The organism is Paenibacillus sp. FSL W8-0439 (assembly GCF_038008995.1).
GTDB classification, from domain to species: domain Bacteria; phylum Bacillota; class Bacilli; order Paenibacillales; family Paenibacillaceae; genus Paenibacillus; species Paenibacillus polymyxa.
Genome location: NZ_JBBPAK010000001.1, coordinates 2,622,501 through 2,639,795 on the forward strand (window position 1 = coordinate 2,622,501; position 17,295 = coordinate 2,639,795).

11 protein-coding genes and 2 rRNA genes (1 of these 13 cut by a window edge) are annotated in these 17,295 nt (G+C 46.3%); 11 read left to right on the forward strand and 2 right to left on the reverse strand.

All coding sequences use genetic code 11. The features are described from left to right. From MKX36_RS11415 to MKX36_RS11435, 5 genes are all read left to right on the forward strand, one after another. Window positions 1–2,532: ribosomal RNA gene (locus MKX36_RS11415) — 23S ribosomal RNA — on the forward strand (it extends 394 nt beyond the left edge of the window). A 150-nt stretch (window positions 2,533–2,682) separates the two neighbouring features. Continuing rightward, window positions 2,683–2,799, forward strand: a 5S ribosomal RNA gene (gene rrf, locus MKX36_RS11420). Window positions 2,800–3,180: 381 nt separating this feature from the next. Beyond that, the gene (locus MKX36_RS11425) at window positions 3,181–4,032 is read left to right on the forward strand and encodes an alpha/beta fold hydrolase (protein ID WP_340864694.1); all 852 of its coding nucleotides are present in this window, start codon (window positions 3,181–3,183) and stop codon (window positions 4,030–4,032) included. A 357-nt stretch (window positions 4,033–4,389) separates the two neighbouring features. Then, window positions 4,390–5,112, forward strand: a complete 723-nt coding sequence (locus MKX36_RS11430; protein WP_340864695.1) for a YjjG family noncanonical pyrimidine nucleotidase — start codon at window positions 4,390–4,392, stop codon at window positions 5,110–5,112. After that, window positions 5,113–5,673, forward strand: coding sequence for a GNAT family N-acetyltransferase (locus MKX36_RS11435; RefSeq protein WP_340864696.1), 561 nt, complete (start codon window positions 5,113–5,115; stop codon window positions 5,671–5,673). A 65-nt stretch (window positions 5,674–5,738) separates the two neighbouring features. Here MKX36_RS11435 and MKX36_RS11440 read toward each other — a convergent pair whose 3' ends face one another. Next, window positions 5,739–8,015, reverse strand: a complete 2,277-nt coding sequence (locus MKX36_RS11440; RefSeq protein WP_044787921.1) for an alpha-galactosidase — start codon at window positions 8,013–8,015, stop codon at window positions 5,739–5,741. Window positions 8,016–8,054: 39 nt separating this feature from the next. Beyond that, entirely contained in the window at window positions 8,055–9,053 is a 999-nt protein-coding gene (locus MKX36_RS11445; RefSeq protein ID WP_016818754.1) for a LacI family DNA-binding transcriptional regulator, read from the reverse strand. Between the two features lie 175 nt (window positions 9,054–9,228). On the opposite strand from MKX36_RS11445, the gene MKX36_RS11450 reads away from it, so the two are divergent. From MKX36_RS11450 to MKX36_RS11475, 6 genes are all read left to right on the forward strand, one after another. After that, on the forward strand, window positions 9,229–11,037 hold the full coding sequence (locus MKX36_RS11450) for a sensor histidine kinase (protein WP_340864697.1): 1,809 nt from the start codon (window positions 9,229–9,231) through the stop codon (window positions 11,035–11,037). After that, on the forward strand, window positions 11,030–12,136 hold the full coding sequence (locus MKX36_RS11455; protein WP_016818756.1) for a response regulator transcription factor: 1,107 nt from the start codon (window positions 11,030–11,032) through the stop codon (window positions 12,134–12,136). Before MKX36_RS11450 ends, MKX36_RS11455 begins: the two co-directional genes overlap by 8 nt. Window positions 12,137–12,332: 196 nt before the next feature. Continuing rightward, complete coding sequence (locus tag MKX36_RS11460; protein ID WP_025364847.1) at window positions 12,333–13,634, forward strand: ABC transporter substrate-binding protein; 1,302 nt, start codon at window positions 12,333–12,335, stop codon at window positions 13,632–13,634. 79 nt (window positions 13,635–13,713) lie between these two features. Continuing rightward, window positions 13,714–14,592 (forward strand): carbohydrate ABC transporter permease, encoded by an 879-nt coding sequence (locus MKX36_RS11465; protein WP_016818758.1) that lies wholly within the window; start codon window positions 13,714–13,716, stop codon window positions 14,590–14,592. A 28-nt stretch (window positions 14,593–14,620) separates the two neighbouring features. Continuing rightward, window positions 14,621–15,463 (forward strand): carbohydrate ABC transporter permease, encoded by an 843-nt coding sequence (locus tag MKX36_RS11470; RefSeq protein WP_013371135.1) that lies wholly within the window; start codon window positions 14,621–14,623, stop codon window positions 15,461–15,463. A gap of 194 nt (window positions 15,464–15,657) precedes the next feature. Beyond that, the gene (locus tag MKX36_RS11475) at window positions 15,658–17,259 is read left to right on the forward strand and encodes an alpha-amylase family glycosyl hydrolase (RefSeq protein ID WP_102998127.1); all 1,602 of its coding nucleotides are present in this window, start codon (window positions 15,658–15,660) and stop codon (window positions 17,257–17,259) included. The last annotated feature ends 36 nt before the right edge of the window (window positions 17,260–17,295 follow it).

A 17,295-nucleotide genomic window follows, 5' to 3' on the forward strand; every position in this document is an offset into this window, starting at 1 on the left:
TTGTTCCCTCCGAGACGGATCCCGAGTAGTGCGGGGCACGTGAAACCCCGTATGAATCCGGCAGGACCATCTGCCAAGGCTAAATACTCCCTGGCGACCGATAGTGAAGCAGTACCGTGAGGGAAAGGTGAAAAGCACCCCGGAAGGGGAGTGAAATAGATCCTGAAACCGTGTGCTTACAAGAAGTCAGAGCCCGATCTATGGGTGATGGCGTGCCTTTTGTAGAATGAACCGGCGAGTTACGTTCCCGTGCAAGGTTAAGGTGAAGAGCTGAAGCCGCAGCGAAAGCGAGTCTGAATAGGGCGACTTGAGTACGTGGACGTAGACCCGAAACCGGGTGATCTACCCCTGTCCAGGGTGAAGGTGCGGTAACACGCACTGGAGGCCCGAACCCACGCATGTTGAAAAATGCGGGGATGAGGTGGGGGTAGCGGAGAAATTCCAATCGAACCCGGAGATAGCTGGTTCTCCCCGAAATAGCTTTAGGGCTAGCCTCGGAAAGAAGAATCGTGGAGGTAGAGCACTGATTGGGTGCGGGGCCCGCAAGGGTTACCAAGCTCAGTCAAACTCCGAATGCCATAGATTTAGTTCCGGGAGTCAGACAGTGAGTGCTAAGATCCATTGTCGAAAGGGAAACAGCCCAGACCATCAGCTAAGGTCCCCAAGTGTGTGTTAAGTGGGAAAGGATGTGGAGTTGCACAGACAACCAGGATGTTGGCTTAGAAGCAGCCACCATTGAAAGAGTGCGTAATAGCTCACTGGTCGAGTGACTCTGCGCCGAAAATGTAACGGGGCTAAACACACCACCGAAGCTATGGCTTGATGCTTGCATCAGGGGTAGGGGAGCGTTGAATGCGGGTTGAAGGTGTACCGGAAGGAGCGCTGGACTGCATTCAAGTGAGAATGCCGGTATGAGTAACGAAAAGATCTGTGAGAATCAGATCCGCCGAAAGCCTAAGGGTTCCTGAGGAAGGTTCGTCCGCTCAGGGTAAGTCGGGACCTAAGGCGAGGCCGATAGGCGTAGTCGAAGGACAACAGGTCGAAATTCCTGTACCACCGTAATCCGCTATGAGCGATGGGGTGACGCAGTAGGGTAGTGACGCGGACTGATGGATGTCCGTCTAAGCAGTGAGGCTGATGTGTAGGCAAATCCGCACATCGTAAGGCTGGGCTGTGATGGGGAGCGAAAATTATAGTAGCGAAGGTCATGATCTCAGACTGCCAAGAAAAGCCTCTAGCCAGGAGAAGGTGCCCGTACCGCAAACCGACACAGGTAGGCGAGAAGAGAATTCTAAGGCGCGCGGAAGAACTCTCGTTAAGGAACTCGGCAAAATGACCCCGTAACTTCGGGAGAAGGGGTGCCTCGGTAGGGTGAATAGCCCGAGGGGGCCGCAGTGAAAAGGCCCAAGCGACTGTTTAGCAAAAACACAGGTCTGTGCGAAGCCGCAAGGCGAAGTATACGGGCTGACGCCTGCCCGGTGCTGGAAGGTTAAGGGGAGTGGTAAGCCTTCGGGCGAAGCTATGAACCGAAGCCCCAGTAAACGGCGGCCGTAACTATAACGGTCCTAAGGTAGCGAAATTCCTTGTCAGGTAAATTCTGACCCGCACGAATGGCGTAACGACTTGGGCGCTGTCTCAACGAGAGATCCGGTGAAATTTTAATACCTGTGAAGATGCAGGTTACCCGCGACAAGACGGAAAGACCCCATGGAGCTTTACTGCAGCTTGATATTGAATTTGGGTACGATCTGTACAGGATAGGTGGGAGCCGTTGAACCTTGAGCGCCAGCTTGAGGGGAGGCATCCTTGGGATACCACCCTGATCGTATCTAGGTTCTAACTTGGTACCGTGATCCGGTACGAGGACAGTGTCAGGTGGGCAGTTTGACTGGGGCGGTCGCCTCCTAAAGAGTAACGGAGGCGCCCCAAGGTTCCCTCAGAATGGTTGGAAATCATTCGAAGAGTGCAAAGGCAGAAGGGAGCTTGACTGCGAGACCTACAAGTCGAGCAGGGACGAAAGTCGGGCTTAGTGATCCGGTGGTACCGCATGGAAGGGCCATCGCTCAACGGATAAAAGCTACCCTGGGGATAACAGGCTTATCTCCCCCAAGAGTCCACATCGACGGGGAGGTTTGGCACCTCGATGTCGGCTCATCGCATCCTGGGGCTGAAGTAGGTCCCAAGGGTTGGGCTGTTCGCCCATTAAAGCGGTACGCGAGCTGGGTTCAGAACGTCGTGAGACAGTTCGGTCCCTATCTGTCGTGGGCGTAGGAAATTTGAGAGGAGCTGTCCTTAGTACGAGAGGACCGGGATGGACGTACCGCTGGTGTACCAGTTGTTCCGCCAGGAGCACCGCTGGGTAGCTATGTACGGAAGGGATAAGCGCTGAAAGCATCTAAGCGTGAAGCCCCCCTCAAGATGAGATTTCCCAGTATGTAAGACCCCTTGAAGACGACGAGGTAGATAGGTTGGGGGTGGAAGTGCAGTAATGCATGGAGCTGACCAATACTAATCGGTCGAGGGCTTATCCTAAGATAAGGCGCAATGAAGTTTCGGATCCAGTTTTCAGGGTGTAACCTTGAAGGTATGTAGAAATACATACGACAAGCGTATGGCTATTCATTCACACGATCTGTGATGAACCTAATAAGCATACGGAAGAATTTGCGGAGCAAATTCATGTTTGGTGGCGATAGCGGAGGGGTTCCACACGTACCCATCCTGAACACGACCGTTAAGCCCTCCAGCGCCGATGGTACTTGGACCGCAGGGTCCTGGGAGAGTAGGACGTTGCCAAGCACGAAAAAAGAGCACAGCCATTAGGGTTGTGCTCTTTTTGTATAACCGATTTATTTATCAGTCACCTGAACGGCTCATGCCATGCCTTCGGTTAAAAGTACTACAATACTCTGGTTGTTCCTTATACAGTACTGCCTGGAGGGCACTTAAGGATTGAAGTTTATGGGTAATTTCCTTTTGCCACTTTGTATCTCCGACTTGTACGGCAAGATTGAGAAGATCCAAATTCGGTTTTATTTTTGAAAATATCATGTTAAACTTTTCTCATAAAATAAACGGACTTTCAGAGGTGAGTTGTAGTGCTGGAACGCTCTATGGAGAATACAAGGGATTTAAACAACGGAAAGGGAGTGATTTAAAGAAGAAAAGGAGACGATGAGGATGAGCACTTATCAAACGGTTATTAGTGATGGATTTGAGCTGAAATATACTATAAGAGGTAACGGAAAGCCGATATTGGTGATCGGCAGTAGTGTATATTATCCTCGCATATTTTCAGACCATTTATATAAAAAGTTTCAGTTTATTTTCTTAGATCATAGAGGGTTTGCAAAACCAACTCGTGCTTTAAAACCAGAAGACTATACTTTGGATAAAGTCATCAAAGACATAGAAACAGCAAGACAATGCCTTCATTTAGATCCATTTATCATATTAGGACATTCCGGGCATGCTTTTATGGCTTTGGAATATGCTAAACAATACCCAGACTATGTTGAAAAAGTGGTGCTATTAAATTCAGCGCCTACGAACAGCCAAGAAAGACAACGGCAAAGCTTGTCATACTTTTATGAAACGGCCAGTCCAGCCAGAAAAGAACGTTTTGAAAAAGATATTGTTTTATTAGAGGATGATATCAAAAGAGATCCTGACAGAAGATTTGTTCACATGTGTATACGTATGGGAGCCCAAAGTTTTTATGATTATACCTATGATGCAGCTCATATGTGGAATGATGTGCACACGAACATGCCTATCATTGATTATTTATGGGGAGAAGCCTTCGGAAAGATAGATTTGATACAGTCCTTGGGAGATGTCGATAAGCCCATGTTTATTGGTCTTGGAAGAACTGATTACTTAGTCGCGCCTGTTTCATTGTGGGATCGGGTCGATGATAGCTATACGAACGTAAAAAAGGTGGTTTTTGAGCATAGTGGCCATAATCCGATGTTTGAAGAACCTCATTATTTTGATCAAACATTAACCGAATGGATTAATGAAAATCACTAGGTTTTTAAAACAGTCGATTCCGGTACTGGAAACAGACCTGAAGATGATGGCAGGTTGACCCTAAAGATCTACGAATGGAGAACAAATAGTTTGAATTTTAAAAGGAGAATGTTTACCTTTAGGCTTGTCACTGAAGCATCGGGGACAGCTTGAGTTAGCATTCTCCTTTCATTTATAAATCGCTATGGTAGTAGTTTGGCACGAAGCATGTTACTTCGCACTGGCTCAAACTCATAGAAAATATTACTCTATTCTTTTTGTCATGACTTGACGGATCAATGAGGTTCTGTATAATAACCGAGAGATCATACTGTAATGATAGTTTATTTCCATTTGATATGGAGGTTGGAGGTCGTTTTGAAATACGAAATTATTTTGTTTGATGTTGATGATACGCTGTTTGATTTTAAAATGGCAGAGAGCCATGCGTTACATAATACGTTCACCCAATTTGGATTGCCGCAAGGGGCCACAGAGTATAAATCCAGCTATGATGAGATTAACAGTGCATTGTGGCGAGAGGCAGAAGAAGGACTCATTACCTCGGCACAGCTGCGGGTGGAAAGATTTAAACGATTGTTTACTGTCCATAAGCTAGACTTCAATCCAGACGCCTTTAGTGCTGCTTATTTACGTTATTTGGGTGAAGGTGCTTTTTTGATGGACGGAGCGATTGAATTATGTGATGTACTATCTGAGTGTCGTTTGGCGATTATTACGAATGGAATCAAAGAGGTACAAACCTCAAGAATTCAGCTTTCCCCGCTGCGTGATGTGTTTGAGCAGGTAATTATTTCAGAAGAAGTGGGTTGCCAAAAGCCACAAGCTGGTATTTTCGATTACGCATTTGCCAAGCTAGCCATTTCAGATAAAAGTAAGGTCCTTATGGTCGGCGATTCTTTAACCTCTGATATTCAAGGAGGGAATAAGTACGGAATTGATACCTGCTGGTTCAACCCTGCCAGAAAAACAAATACGTCTGGTATTCAACCCACTTATGAAATAACAAGTTTAATGGAACTACTGAGTAGTGTACTTTCAATAGGGTCTGTACTGAATCGTACGTCGGCGGAAATCTAGATGAATGATGTAGAAATCAGAAGACCGAAAGTTAAAGATGCCGAAAAGTTAAATGAATTGTTTAGAATAGTGATTACAGACACATTTGCTAAAGAAGGTATTGGAAGCAAGCTGGAGGATATAGAGGGTGAAATTGAGACTAAAAGAGCGTATTTGGAAAGTGACTTAGAAAGCCACGGTGAGCAACGATATTTTTTAATCGCTGTAGACGGGGATCGAATAATGGGTTCAATTGAATATGGCCCGGCAAGTGAACTTATAAGTAAATCTACCAATGATGCATTAAAAAATTTGTGCGAGGTAGGAACTGTATTTGTTCACCCTGACTACCAGAGGATTGGAGTAGGAAATTTATTATTGAAATCAATGTATCTGGCGTTGAAAGATAGAGGAGTAGAAGAATTTTGTTTAGATAGTGGGTATCTTATTGCACAAAAAATATGGGAAAAGAAGTTTGGAACTCCTGATTATTTATTAAAAGATTATTGGGGAAAAGGCTTTGATCATATGATATGGAGAATCAAAATCAAGGATGCTATTAAATGGTCACAAAGTTATTAAACAAGGCAGGTCGGAAAATCGACCTGCCTTGTTTTAATTTTTTATCGTCACCGGCTGAACTATGATTAACAGGAGATAGCTTTAAGGCGGAAGGTAGAGCTGGCAAAATCCCCAGTGAGATCCGAGACAACAAGTCCAATCTTCATTAGACGGTCACCTCCAAAAATTTCACCGTCGAACGCCACACGGAAGGGGGAGACGCCATCTTCAGCCAAGGTACCACCGACAGGTTCTGAAGTATTGCTGGTTGCCCCGGTTTCGATTATATACTTTTTAGCTGGGTCAAGTCCTTTTAGAGTTAGTCGCCGGATAGGACCATTTGGCTCAGCCAACACACGGAAGTAAGCGACAAAAGCTTCGGACTGGTCCTCGCTAACAAACATCCAGGCAGTATTGCCTCGGCCCTCAAACGGACTAAGAAGTCGATACATATCTCCCTGCTGTACAAGGGAACGGATTTCTTTATACTGGGCAATTTGTCTGGCAGCAAGCTCTTTTTCTTCATTCGTAAATGCAGTAAGGTCAAGCTCGTAGCCAAAATTCCCGCTCATTGCCACGTCGCCACGTATGGCGAGGGAGGTGTTTCGTCCCACCTGGTGGTTCGGCACGTTCGATACGTGGGCCCCCATGGTACTGGCCGGATACACGATGCTGGTGCCGTACTGGATAGCCAATCTTTCAATAGCATCAGTGTCATCACTGGTCCATGTCTGCGGCATATAGTAGAGCATCCCGGGATCGAATCGTCCACCTCCACCAGAACAGCTTTCAAACAAGATGTCCGGGAAGCGTGAGGTCAGGCGTTCCAGCAGATCATAAAGTCCGAGCATATAACGGTGCGCAGTTTCTTTTTGACGTTCGCTAGTAGCGGTAGCCGAAGCAATCTCCGTCATATTACGATTCATGTCCCACTTGACATAAGTAATTGGGGCGATCGAGAATACGGAGCTCAGCGTCTCGTACAAGTAATCGCATACTTCCTTGCGGGAGAGATCAAGCACCAATTGGGATCGGCCTTCCGTCCGCCGCCGACCTTCCGCATGTAGGCACCAGTCGGGATGGGTGCGGTACAGTTCACTATCAGGTGATACCATTTCCGGCTCAACCCACAAGCCAAATTGTAATCCTTGTTCATTAACCCGTTTGGCTAGGTCGGTGAGACCTCCAGGTAGCTTGCGGCGGTCTTCGAACCAGTCCCCAAGCGAACTGTTGTCGTTGTCGCGCTTGCCAAACCAACCGTCATCAAGAACAAATAGCTCAATTCCAAGAGGTCCCGCTTCTTTGGCAATCGCCTCGATTTTATCGGCGTCGAAGTCAAAATATGTGGCTTCCCAATTGTTCACGAGAATCGGGCGTTCCTTGTCGCGATAAGTTCCTCGGCACAGACGTGTGCGGTAGAGTCGGTGATAGGTGCGCGACATGCCCCCAAGACCTTCTTCGGAAAAGACCAGCACGGCTTCAGGGGTCTGGAATGACTGACCCGGTTCAAGCCGCCAGGAGAAGTCAAAAGGATTGATTCCGATACTTACACGGGTCTGATTAAACTGTTCTACTTCCGCCTGCGCAACGAAATTGCTGCTGTAGATTAGACTGAAGCCGTACACATCCCCACGATCTTCTGTTGCATCTGGACGAAGCAGGGCCAGAAAGGGATTCATTTGGTGACTGCTCGAGCCTCGCCGGCTTTCCAACCGAATGGCGCCGGGTCCAAGATCGCGGCGTTGGATATGTCTTTCCCGAACCCAGGCGCCAGATAGATAGAGAGCTTGATAATTGGAATCGGCGAAGTCGACAGAGGCGCTCATCGCCTGCTCAATATTCATGACAGCGCTTCCCTTATGTTCAAAAAGAGTAGACCTAGCAATAGCGCTGTGGTTCGCAAATACAGTATAGAGCAGTGTAGCCTTAAGACCTGAGTGCTGGTCCTCAAGGAACAACAGGAGAGTTGTTGCTTCATCATCCGATTCGGTATAGACGGAAGGGAGGCCTTCAAGCTTTGGTTTGCCCGGTTCAACACGGTGGCCACTATATTTTAGCTCCGTAGTTCGAGTTCCATCCGCAAGCGCAACCTGATAAGCCGGTTGACGGAAGTCGCTTGTCCCATACTGTGGATATTCCTGTGGAAGCGCATCCAAAGAAAGCGTGCGATTGGAAGAAACAGGAGTGGGGGAGAAGGAGCAGCGCTCTCTAAGCTCCAATATACTTGCGAGACTTTGGTCATGATGAAGCTGAGCTCCCCAATAGACATGTGCAGGATATCCTTCTACCAACTGGATAATATAGCTGCAATCCTTGGACTGCAGGTGAAACAAACCAAGCGCTTCGTTAACATGAATGTTCATGATATTCACTCCTTAGGGGGTTATCATCTCGATTGACTCTCAAATATTGATTTTACTGTTGATGCATGAGCTTTCCCGTATGACAAGCTTAGTCCCGATCACGCTGTACGCAGGTGGTTCACGTCCCTCAAACCGTTCAGAGAGCAACTGCACGGCAGCTTTTCCCATTTGTTCGGGATAGGCACGTACAGTAGTTAGCGGAGGCTGCACGAAGGCCGCCATCTCAATGTCGTCGAAGCCGACAACAGCCATATCTTCGGGTACCTTGACTCCATGTCCATGAAGGGCGCGGAGGGCTCCAATGGCGAGCGGATCGCTAGCAGCGAAGCAGGCTGTCGGTCGTTCCTGCTCGGCTAGAAGCTCGTTCATCATTAGATATCCATCCGCAGTACTCCAGGCGCCTATGCGGACGAACTTCGGATTATACAAACCTCGTTCCCGCATGAATCGTTCAAAATAATGCGCCCTTCGCTCTCCATCGCTCTTCCCGCCAATAAATCCGATTTGTCGGTGGCCAAGCTCGAGCAGATGTCCAAGTGCCTGGTCAACCGCCTGCCGAAAATGGAGTCGTACGGAATCGTATTCCAGCTGCTCATGGTACTGGTCGACAAGGACAATGGTGTTCTTGTCCGGGTATAGCTTGGACACCTCTTCAGGATCAACGCCGCCCACGACAATCAGACCGTCCGCCTTCTGTAAGGTGTCGAGAGATGAACGGCCTCGCAGCGTCTGTCCCAATGTCAGGCCAAGCTCTTCACAGCGCAGTTCGATTCCACGGCGGATCGAGGCGTAATACGGATCGTCTCTTTCCTCCTCAATGGAACACCACAGCAGGAGGGAGACCGTTTTCCCGGCACGTTCCGTGTTCCTCTTTAACTGCCTCAGGCGGGAAGGCTTATACCCGAGCTGCTCAGCAATTAAAAAAATTCTGTTTTTGGTGTCTGGACTCACGGATAGTGACAGGTCGTTATTTAAAACCCTTGAAACGGTTGCGGCAGACACTCCCGCTTCGCGGGCAATGTCTTTAATGGTTGCCAAAGAGCTCACACCTTTTTAGTTAATAATTTTACTAAAAATCGACTTTATCCTAACACATACTTTTGGCACTTTCAAGATGGATTGTTGAATTTTTTTAACATTATTTTAGTTCTACTACTGTTCAGATTAGTTGTGTTAACATGATGAATATTCTCTGATGACGGAGGGGTCTTATTTGAATATTCTGTCCCTAGCTCGTAAGTGGTTTGGTCGCCTTCGCTTTAAAAGCAAGGTTATAGCGGTATTTCTCCCGCTGATCATTATTTCTCTGCTCATTCTTGGACTTGTGTCCAACCAACTTTTCAGTCGTTCATTGATAGAGCAAACGACCAGCAACGTAGTTGACGAATCTCAGCTTATCCTGTCCCGGACCGACTACATATTCAGTAGTGTGGAAACGGCGGCCAACATTATGGTCACGAATATTAACCGGATGTATGATTCATACGGTGCAAGACCTGATACTGCCATAGATCGTGTTCAATTTGGTAACCTGATGCAAAGCCGTCTATCTATTGATTTATCAATCTTTCGCGAAGTGGATGCGGCGGTATTTATTGATAATGAAGGGACAATTTTTGCTTCTTATACCGAAAGTGGGGATGATAGTAAAGTCTATAGCATGCTCAAGCGGGTAAGGGAATCCGAAAGTTATGGACAAGCACTCTGGTTTGATATGGAGAAGAGAGATTTCCTAACACCGGATCCCAACTCTCCGGTTTTGACGCTGGGAAAGATGGTCATTAATATAGACACCGGCGAACCCTATGGAACGCTTTTTCTGTTAGTGAAGGAAGAAGGTTTGTCTGATTATTTTCGTTCCAGCGATCCCGATGCGCCCAAATCTTATTATTTTTTAGATAACGAGATGCGTGTGGCTGTGGCAGAAGACAATGGGATGCTGATGAAGCCAGTGAGTTCACAGTTAGCGGAGGCCATCCAAGGCTGTGGATCTGATGTGTCCCCAAAAACATGTTCATTTGAGGATAGCGGCAATCTCGTAACGGTCAATGATTATAACCGGATGGGTTGGAAGCTGGTCAATATTGTTTCTCTTAGCCTGCTTACAGCTGATGTCCGGCAAAATGTAAGGCTTTCACTCTTAATCGGCGTATTTTGTCTTGCTTTTTCCTGGCTCGGTGCTAGCTTTCTGTCCAAAATGGTCGTTAGTCCTCTCGAACAGCTGACTAGAGCCATGCGAAAAGTAGTAGCTGGCGATTTACAATCGGTTGCGACAGTCCGAACAGAAGATGAAATCGGTACCATTGCTGAAGCTTTTAACTTTATGATAAGACGGATTCGGGAATTACTGGATGAGGTGAGGCAGGAGCAAAACCGCAAGCGTGAATATGAACTCGCACTGATGACGGCTCAAATAAAACCGCATTTTCTGTACAACACTTTAGATACCATTTATGCACTGAATGAGTTGGATCGTAATGATGAGGCTAGAGATACTACGAAGGCGCTGGCAGATTTTTATCGAATGGTGCTAAATAAAGGACGGGAACTCATTATTTTAGAAAAGGAAGCTCAGATTACTGATGATTACCTGACTATTCTGCAAATCCGTTATCCCGATGTGTTCCGCTATGAAGTGGATATCCCTCCAGAACTTGCGGGTACACCGATTCCGAAACTCTCGCTCCAGCCACTTGTCGAGAATTCGATTTACCATGGTCTTAAGAAGAAAGGAACCAAAGGTTTTATCCGTATTTTCGCTTTTGAACAGAACGATAGAGTGATCGTCCGGGTGGAGGACAACGGTGTGGGGATGGACGAAATTCAAGTTCAGAATATTATGTCCAGACATTTACCGAAAGAAGGAATACGATCAATCGGTACCTATAGCGTTCAGCAACGGCTGAGCCTGTATTTTGGCGAGGAGTATGGGATATCCGTGCAGAGTGTTCTCGGAGAGGGGACCATTGTTGACCTGTCGCTACCAACGCAGCCAAAGGGGAGTGTACACCAAGATGTATAAAGTGATGATTGTTGATGATGAGCCGCTGTTTCGAGACTTTCTGCGAATTAAGATAGACTGGGAAAGTCACGGCTTTCGGGTTTGCTGTGAAGCAAGGAACGGGCAGGAAGCACTTCAGGAAGCCGAGCGGCATCAGCCGCACCTTGCCCTCGTTGATATCAATATGCCCTTTATTGACGGAATTGAATTAGCCGAGAGGTTGAAAGTCAAGTTCGAACGAATCGTAATTGTATTCATATCCGGGCATAACGAGTTTGAATATCTACAGAAGGCCGTTCGAACTGGAGTGCAGGATTATTTGCTGAAACCGTTCAATGCAGAAGAAATGCTCTCAATGTTGGAGCGTATTAAAGCGAAATTACCAGTGCTTCCACAGGAGAGTGAAAGTGCAGAGTTAAGGGGACAGGACGGCGAAGTGTTGCATAGCAGAGCAGGTATGCCTGATTTGGGTCATCTACGCGATGCGGTTGTGCTTGACCTCCGAATGAAAGACAGTGAAACGCTAGAGGAGGTCCGCAAGGCAATCCGCCAGCTTAGTAAATATAAATGGGGAGATGAATACGCAGATGCGATGCTTATGGGAATCGTATCTTTAGCCCTTTCTTTTGCCAGTGAACGTGGCATTCCTTATGACCAGCTATGGGAAAACGGAGGAGACAAGTCTCCTTACGAACGGCTGCGAGAGTTAGATTCCTGGGAGGCTGCTGAAGGTTGGATGCTCGCCCTATACCGCAAGCTGATCCTGCTCATGGAGAATATGCGTCCTACGAAGGCTTCCAATTTATTCGCGGCGGCGATCAACTATATTGAGGAACATTATGCAGACGCAGAGTTGTCTGCTGAGCAGGTGTCGTGCGGAGTATTCGTCGATCCCAGCTACCTGCGCCGCGTATTTCGCAAGGAGTCTGGCTTTTCCATAGTGGATCACATTACACACATCCGAATGAAGAAGGCTAAGGAGCTTCTGCTGAAAGGCAATCGGAAGCTGTCAGAAATCGCTGAAAGTGTCGGTTACAGTGACCCCAACTATTTCAGCAAATGTTTCAAGAAACGTTTTGGTATGACACCCACTGAATATGAGCAACTCAAAAAGAGATAGCATCTGCCTTGTGAGGCAGAACACATCAATTTAAGCCTGGCGGTTTTCCTATATGGAGGACCGCTGCTCTATTTGTCCCGTTTTTTACTGATAATACCCGTTTTATTCCTTAAAGAAGAATAGAGGCAGCGGTATACTGTAGTCAAGCAAATGAAAGCGCAATCATCAAAGACTCTTCATGAGGGGGATAAAACAAATGAAAAAAAATCTTAAAATTTGGAGTGCAGCCTTGCTAGTACTCACCATGTCCGTAGGATTGGTTGCTTGTGGCGAAGACAACTCAGCCTCTTCCAATAACGGATCAGGGGACGGAACGATCAAATTGAAGGTGTATGCGCAGCATTTCGATGACGATACCATTAAGCCGTTCGATTATGCGGTGGCAGAGCTCAAAAAGAAGATGCCAAACGTAGAAATTGAATTGGATCCTGCCGTGCAGGACGGAGGCCAGAAGCTTAAAACATATGCGGCAACGGGCAACATGCCAGATGTTTATTTAGCGGATTGGTCTGTCCTGCAAACTTTTGCAAAATCGAAAAATGTCGAGGTTCTTGACAACTATGACACAACAGCCGAATTTAAGAAGAGTCTTAACCCGGGAGTTGAATCGCGTTTGGTAGCTCCTGACAATCATGTGTATGCTTACCCTGAAACTGGTATTGAATTCCAAATGATTTATTACAACAAGTCCATTTTTGAGAAGGTAGGAATCAAAACACCGCTTAAGACGATTGACCAGATGGCCGATGCAGCGAAAAAGTTAAAAGCTGCTGGTTATGTACCGATGTCGATCTTTGCAAAGGAAAAATGGATTACGACCGCTTTTTATAACGGACTGGTTACAAGAGAGCAGCCGCGTGGATTTGGAGCACTTGAGGAGAAGGGTGTAAAAGCATTGCCAGAAGCATTCGTAACAGCAGCACAGCAAATGAAGCAACTGCAAAGAGCCGGATTGTTCGATGCCAACGCTACGAACACCAATTATGATCAGGCATCCTCCCTATTTTATCAGGGCAAAGCTGCCATGTTCGTGAATGGACAATGGGAAATTTACAGTTCCCAGGAAAAGCTGGGCGATCAAGTCGATTGGATGTACTGGCCTGCAAAGGATGAAGCAACCTACGAGAAGTCCAAATATTTTATTGACGGCTCAGGTTCTCCGCAAGGTTATGCAGTATCAGCGAATAGCAAAAATAAGGAAACAGCCGTAAAGGTAGCGGCATTCCTTGCCTCGAAGTCAGCAGAGTACAGATACACTCAACTTGGAAGTCCGATAGTTCCAGTGAAAGTAGATAAGCCAATGGCCTCCAATGTTCCAGCAATGATGCAGCGAGTTGTCAAAGAGTTGCTGCCTAATGCGCAGGAATATGCTCAACTTCTGAGCAATACAAAAATTCAGAACACCATTAATGACAATACTCAAAATATGATGGTAGACAACTTTTCTGAAAACGATTTTGTGAGCAATCTGAATAGCACATTGAATAAAGAAAACTGAGAATTCAGGGAATCGGCAACCCTTGGCGGCATAAGGCGCTGGGGGGTGCTGTTCCAAAGATAAGGGGTGGAAGCAAGACATGAATAAATATTTGGGGAACAAACCGGCGCTCGCACTGTTTCTCCTCCCTGCTTTGATACTGTATAGCGTGATTCTAATCTATCCTGTTTTGCAAACCGTTCTTCGCAGCTTTTATGATTGGGATGGTCTTAGTACGCTGACCTTTTCGGGATTGAATAATTACCGAGAATTATTCTCCGATCCTCTACTTGGGACTTCGCTTAAGAACGGATTGATCTTTGCAATTGTACTGGCAGTCTTTCAGATCGGACTGGGAACGATATTGGCACTAATCTGTGCGGACCCACGTACACGCGGGCGGAAAATACTGAAAACGGCTTATTTTATCCCAGTTGTCCTATCGGTAACCGTGGTGTGCCAGCTATGGATTGCAATCTACGATCCAACCAACGGATTAATCAACCGACTGTTTGAACTCTTGAACATCCCGTATCAGCAAAATTGGTTGAGCTCCCCAACAACATCCATTATTGCCATCGCCTTTGTTAATGCCTGGCAGTTTATGGGATACCAATTCTCTTTGTTATATGCGGGAGTTAAGTCAATACCCGAAGACTACTTTGAGGCGGCCACGATTGACGGTTGCAGCAAATGGAAAGCGCATCTGCATGTTACGCTTCCTTTAATGAGGGAAACATACAAATTTTGCTTCATTATCGCGATAACCTCTGGAATAGGGGCGTTTGTGCAGATGCTGATTATGACAAATGGTGGGCCCGGCACTACAAACTATACAATGACATTCATGATTTATCGCTATGCTTTTATGGAGAGCAACTATGGTTATGCGTGTGCTGTATCCGTGCTGCTTGTATTAATCTCGTTATTGGCAACTGTAGTTATCAATAAGCTGTTCGACCGCGGACAAACCGCCTGATGAGGCGTGTATTGAAAAGGAGAACGAAATGAGTAAAACCGCTTTGAGCAAGTTCAGACATGCTGCCCTGCAGATACCACTGTGGTTGTATCTAATTGTTTCGGTCTACCCGTTGTTTTGGATGGTATCCTACTCGTTAAAGAACAACGATGAGATCTTCGTCTCTAACCCATTTGGACTGCCAACGCATTTTCGATACGAAAATTATATTAATGCCTGGACACAATTTAATATTCCCCGTTACTTTCTGAACAGTCTGGTCGTATCCACGATTTCGACTCTGTTTATCCTTTTACTAGCTCTGATGTTTGCCTTCGCAGTGGCTCGTATGAGGTGGAGATTTCGTTCTACTGTCCGGACTTATATGACCATAGGAATGTTTATGCCACTTCAGGTTATCATGATACCGCTGGCGATTCTGGTTCGCGATTTTAATCTAACGAATACGTATGGAGCTCTTATTCTTCCTTATATCGCAATTGGCCTTCCTTTCTCGTCCATGATTTTCTATGGGTTCCTTACAGGAATCCCTAAGGAGATAGAAGAGGCAGCATGCATGGATGGAGCTAATATTTATAGACTGTTCCTGAAAATCATTGTACCCCTTGCATTACCTGCAATTGCAACTGTAGCCATTTTTCAATTTTTGAACAACTGGAATGAGTTCACATTGGCCTATATTCTCATTTCTGATGAAAATATGAAGACATTGCCGCTAGGCTTGCTTTTCTTCCAAGGTTCTTATAGTACAGATTGGGGAGCCATGGGGGCTGTTATGACTATTGCCTCCTTACCGATGGTACTCGTGTATCTGTTCTTGAGTGAACAAGTGGAGCGGGCGATGACGGTAGGTTCCGCTGTAAAAGGATAAAAATAGACTTGCAAGCAAACTGCCTGGGTTAAGGATCAGAAAAAGATCCTCTAACCCAGGCAGTTTGTTCGATACAGACATCAAACAATAAAATCGATATTTTCCACTATAATAGATAATAATATCCCCTTTTTTTGGGTGGTTTTTCTTTATAATGAAGGCGCACCCATAACAATTAAAGGAGCTGATATGTTTTGACTCGTAACAAACGCTTAAGAAAATGGTCCACGATCCTGTTAACGGTGCCTATGCTCACGATGTTCGCCTCAAGTGCAATGGCCGAGCAGGATATGAACGGGCATAAGCCTCCGAATTCTGCTGGAAGCGGCGTGTTTTACGAAATTTATATCAATTCTTTTTATGATTCGAACGGGGACGGACATGGTGATTTAAAAGGTATTACGCAAAAGCTTGATTACTTAAACGACGGCAATCCCCGTTCGGGTAAGGATTTGCAGGTCAGCGGTCTCTGGCTCATGCCACTGAATCCGTCTCCAAGCTACCATAAATATGATGTAACTGACTACTATCAAGTGGACCCGCAGTACGGGAATCTGAATGATTTCCGCACCTTGACGAAAGAAGCAAAAAGAAAAGGTGTCAAGGTGATCATTGACCTTGTTATCAATCATTCAAGCAGCGAGCACCCTTGGTTCAAGGAGGCCAGTGCCAACCCGCAAAGCAAATACCATGACTATTACGTATGGGCAGATGAGAATACAAACCTGGATGAAAAGGGATCATGGGGCCAGCAGGTATGGCATAAGAATCCGAATGGCGAAGGGTATTTTTACGGTACCTTCTGGTCCGGGATGCCGGATCTGAATTTTGATAATCCCGAAGTCCGCAAGGAAATGATCAAAGTCGGTAAGTATTGGCTACAGCAAGGTGCAGACGGCTTCCGGCTTGATGCGGCGATGCATATTTTTAAAGGGCAAACGAAGGACGGTGCCGATAAAAACATTGCGTGGTGGAATGAATTCCGTTCCGAGATGGAAAAGATAAATCCAAACGTATATCTGGCAGGAGAGGTATGGGATAAACCGGAGACAATAGCTCCTTATTACGAATCGCTCCACTCTCTGTTTAATTTTGACCTGGGCGGAACGATATTGAACTCTGTGAAAAACGGTCGAGATCAAGGTATTGTTACATTCTCCGAGAAAACGCTGAAGCTGTACAAATCATACAATAAGGCGGCACTCGATGCTCCATTTTTAAGCAATCATGACCAAACCCGAGTTATGAGCGAGCTGGGCGGGGATGTACGAAAAGCCAAGCTGGCTGCATCCATTCTTTTGACGTTGCCGGGTCAGCCGTTTCTCTATTATGGGGAAGAGATCGGCATGAAGGGAGAGAAGCCCGATGAGTATCTTCGAGAGCCTATGCGCTGGTACAAGGGAGAAGGCCTCGGTCAAACAAAGTGGGAGGAACCCAAATACAACAAAGGCGAAGTATCGGTGGAAGCGCAGTTGCGGGACAATGATTCTCTGCTGGAAAGCTACCGCACGTTTATCCGTCTGAGGGAAGAACATGAGGCTCTTCGCAGCGACAGTCTAGAGCCGATCCAAGCAGGTTCTGCCAGCGTGACGGCATACAAACGTTCTTCAGGCAAAGAAACATTGTATGTATATCATAATCTGTCAGGAGAGCCGGTTACCATCCAGATGAAAGATCGAGATAAGGAAAAGCGGAAAGTGGTTTTCTCTACCTCAAAGGATGCTAAAGTAAGGAAAGAAACGGTGACGATTCCCGCTTACAGTTCTTTAATTACCCAAGAAGATAGAAAGAGCTGAGCTACGCAAACTTACAGCCACAATAAGGATGGATAT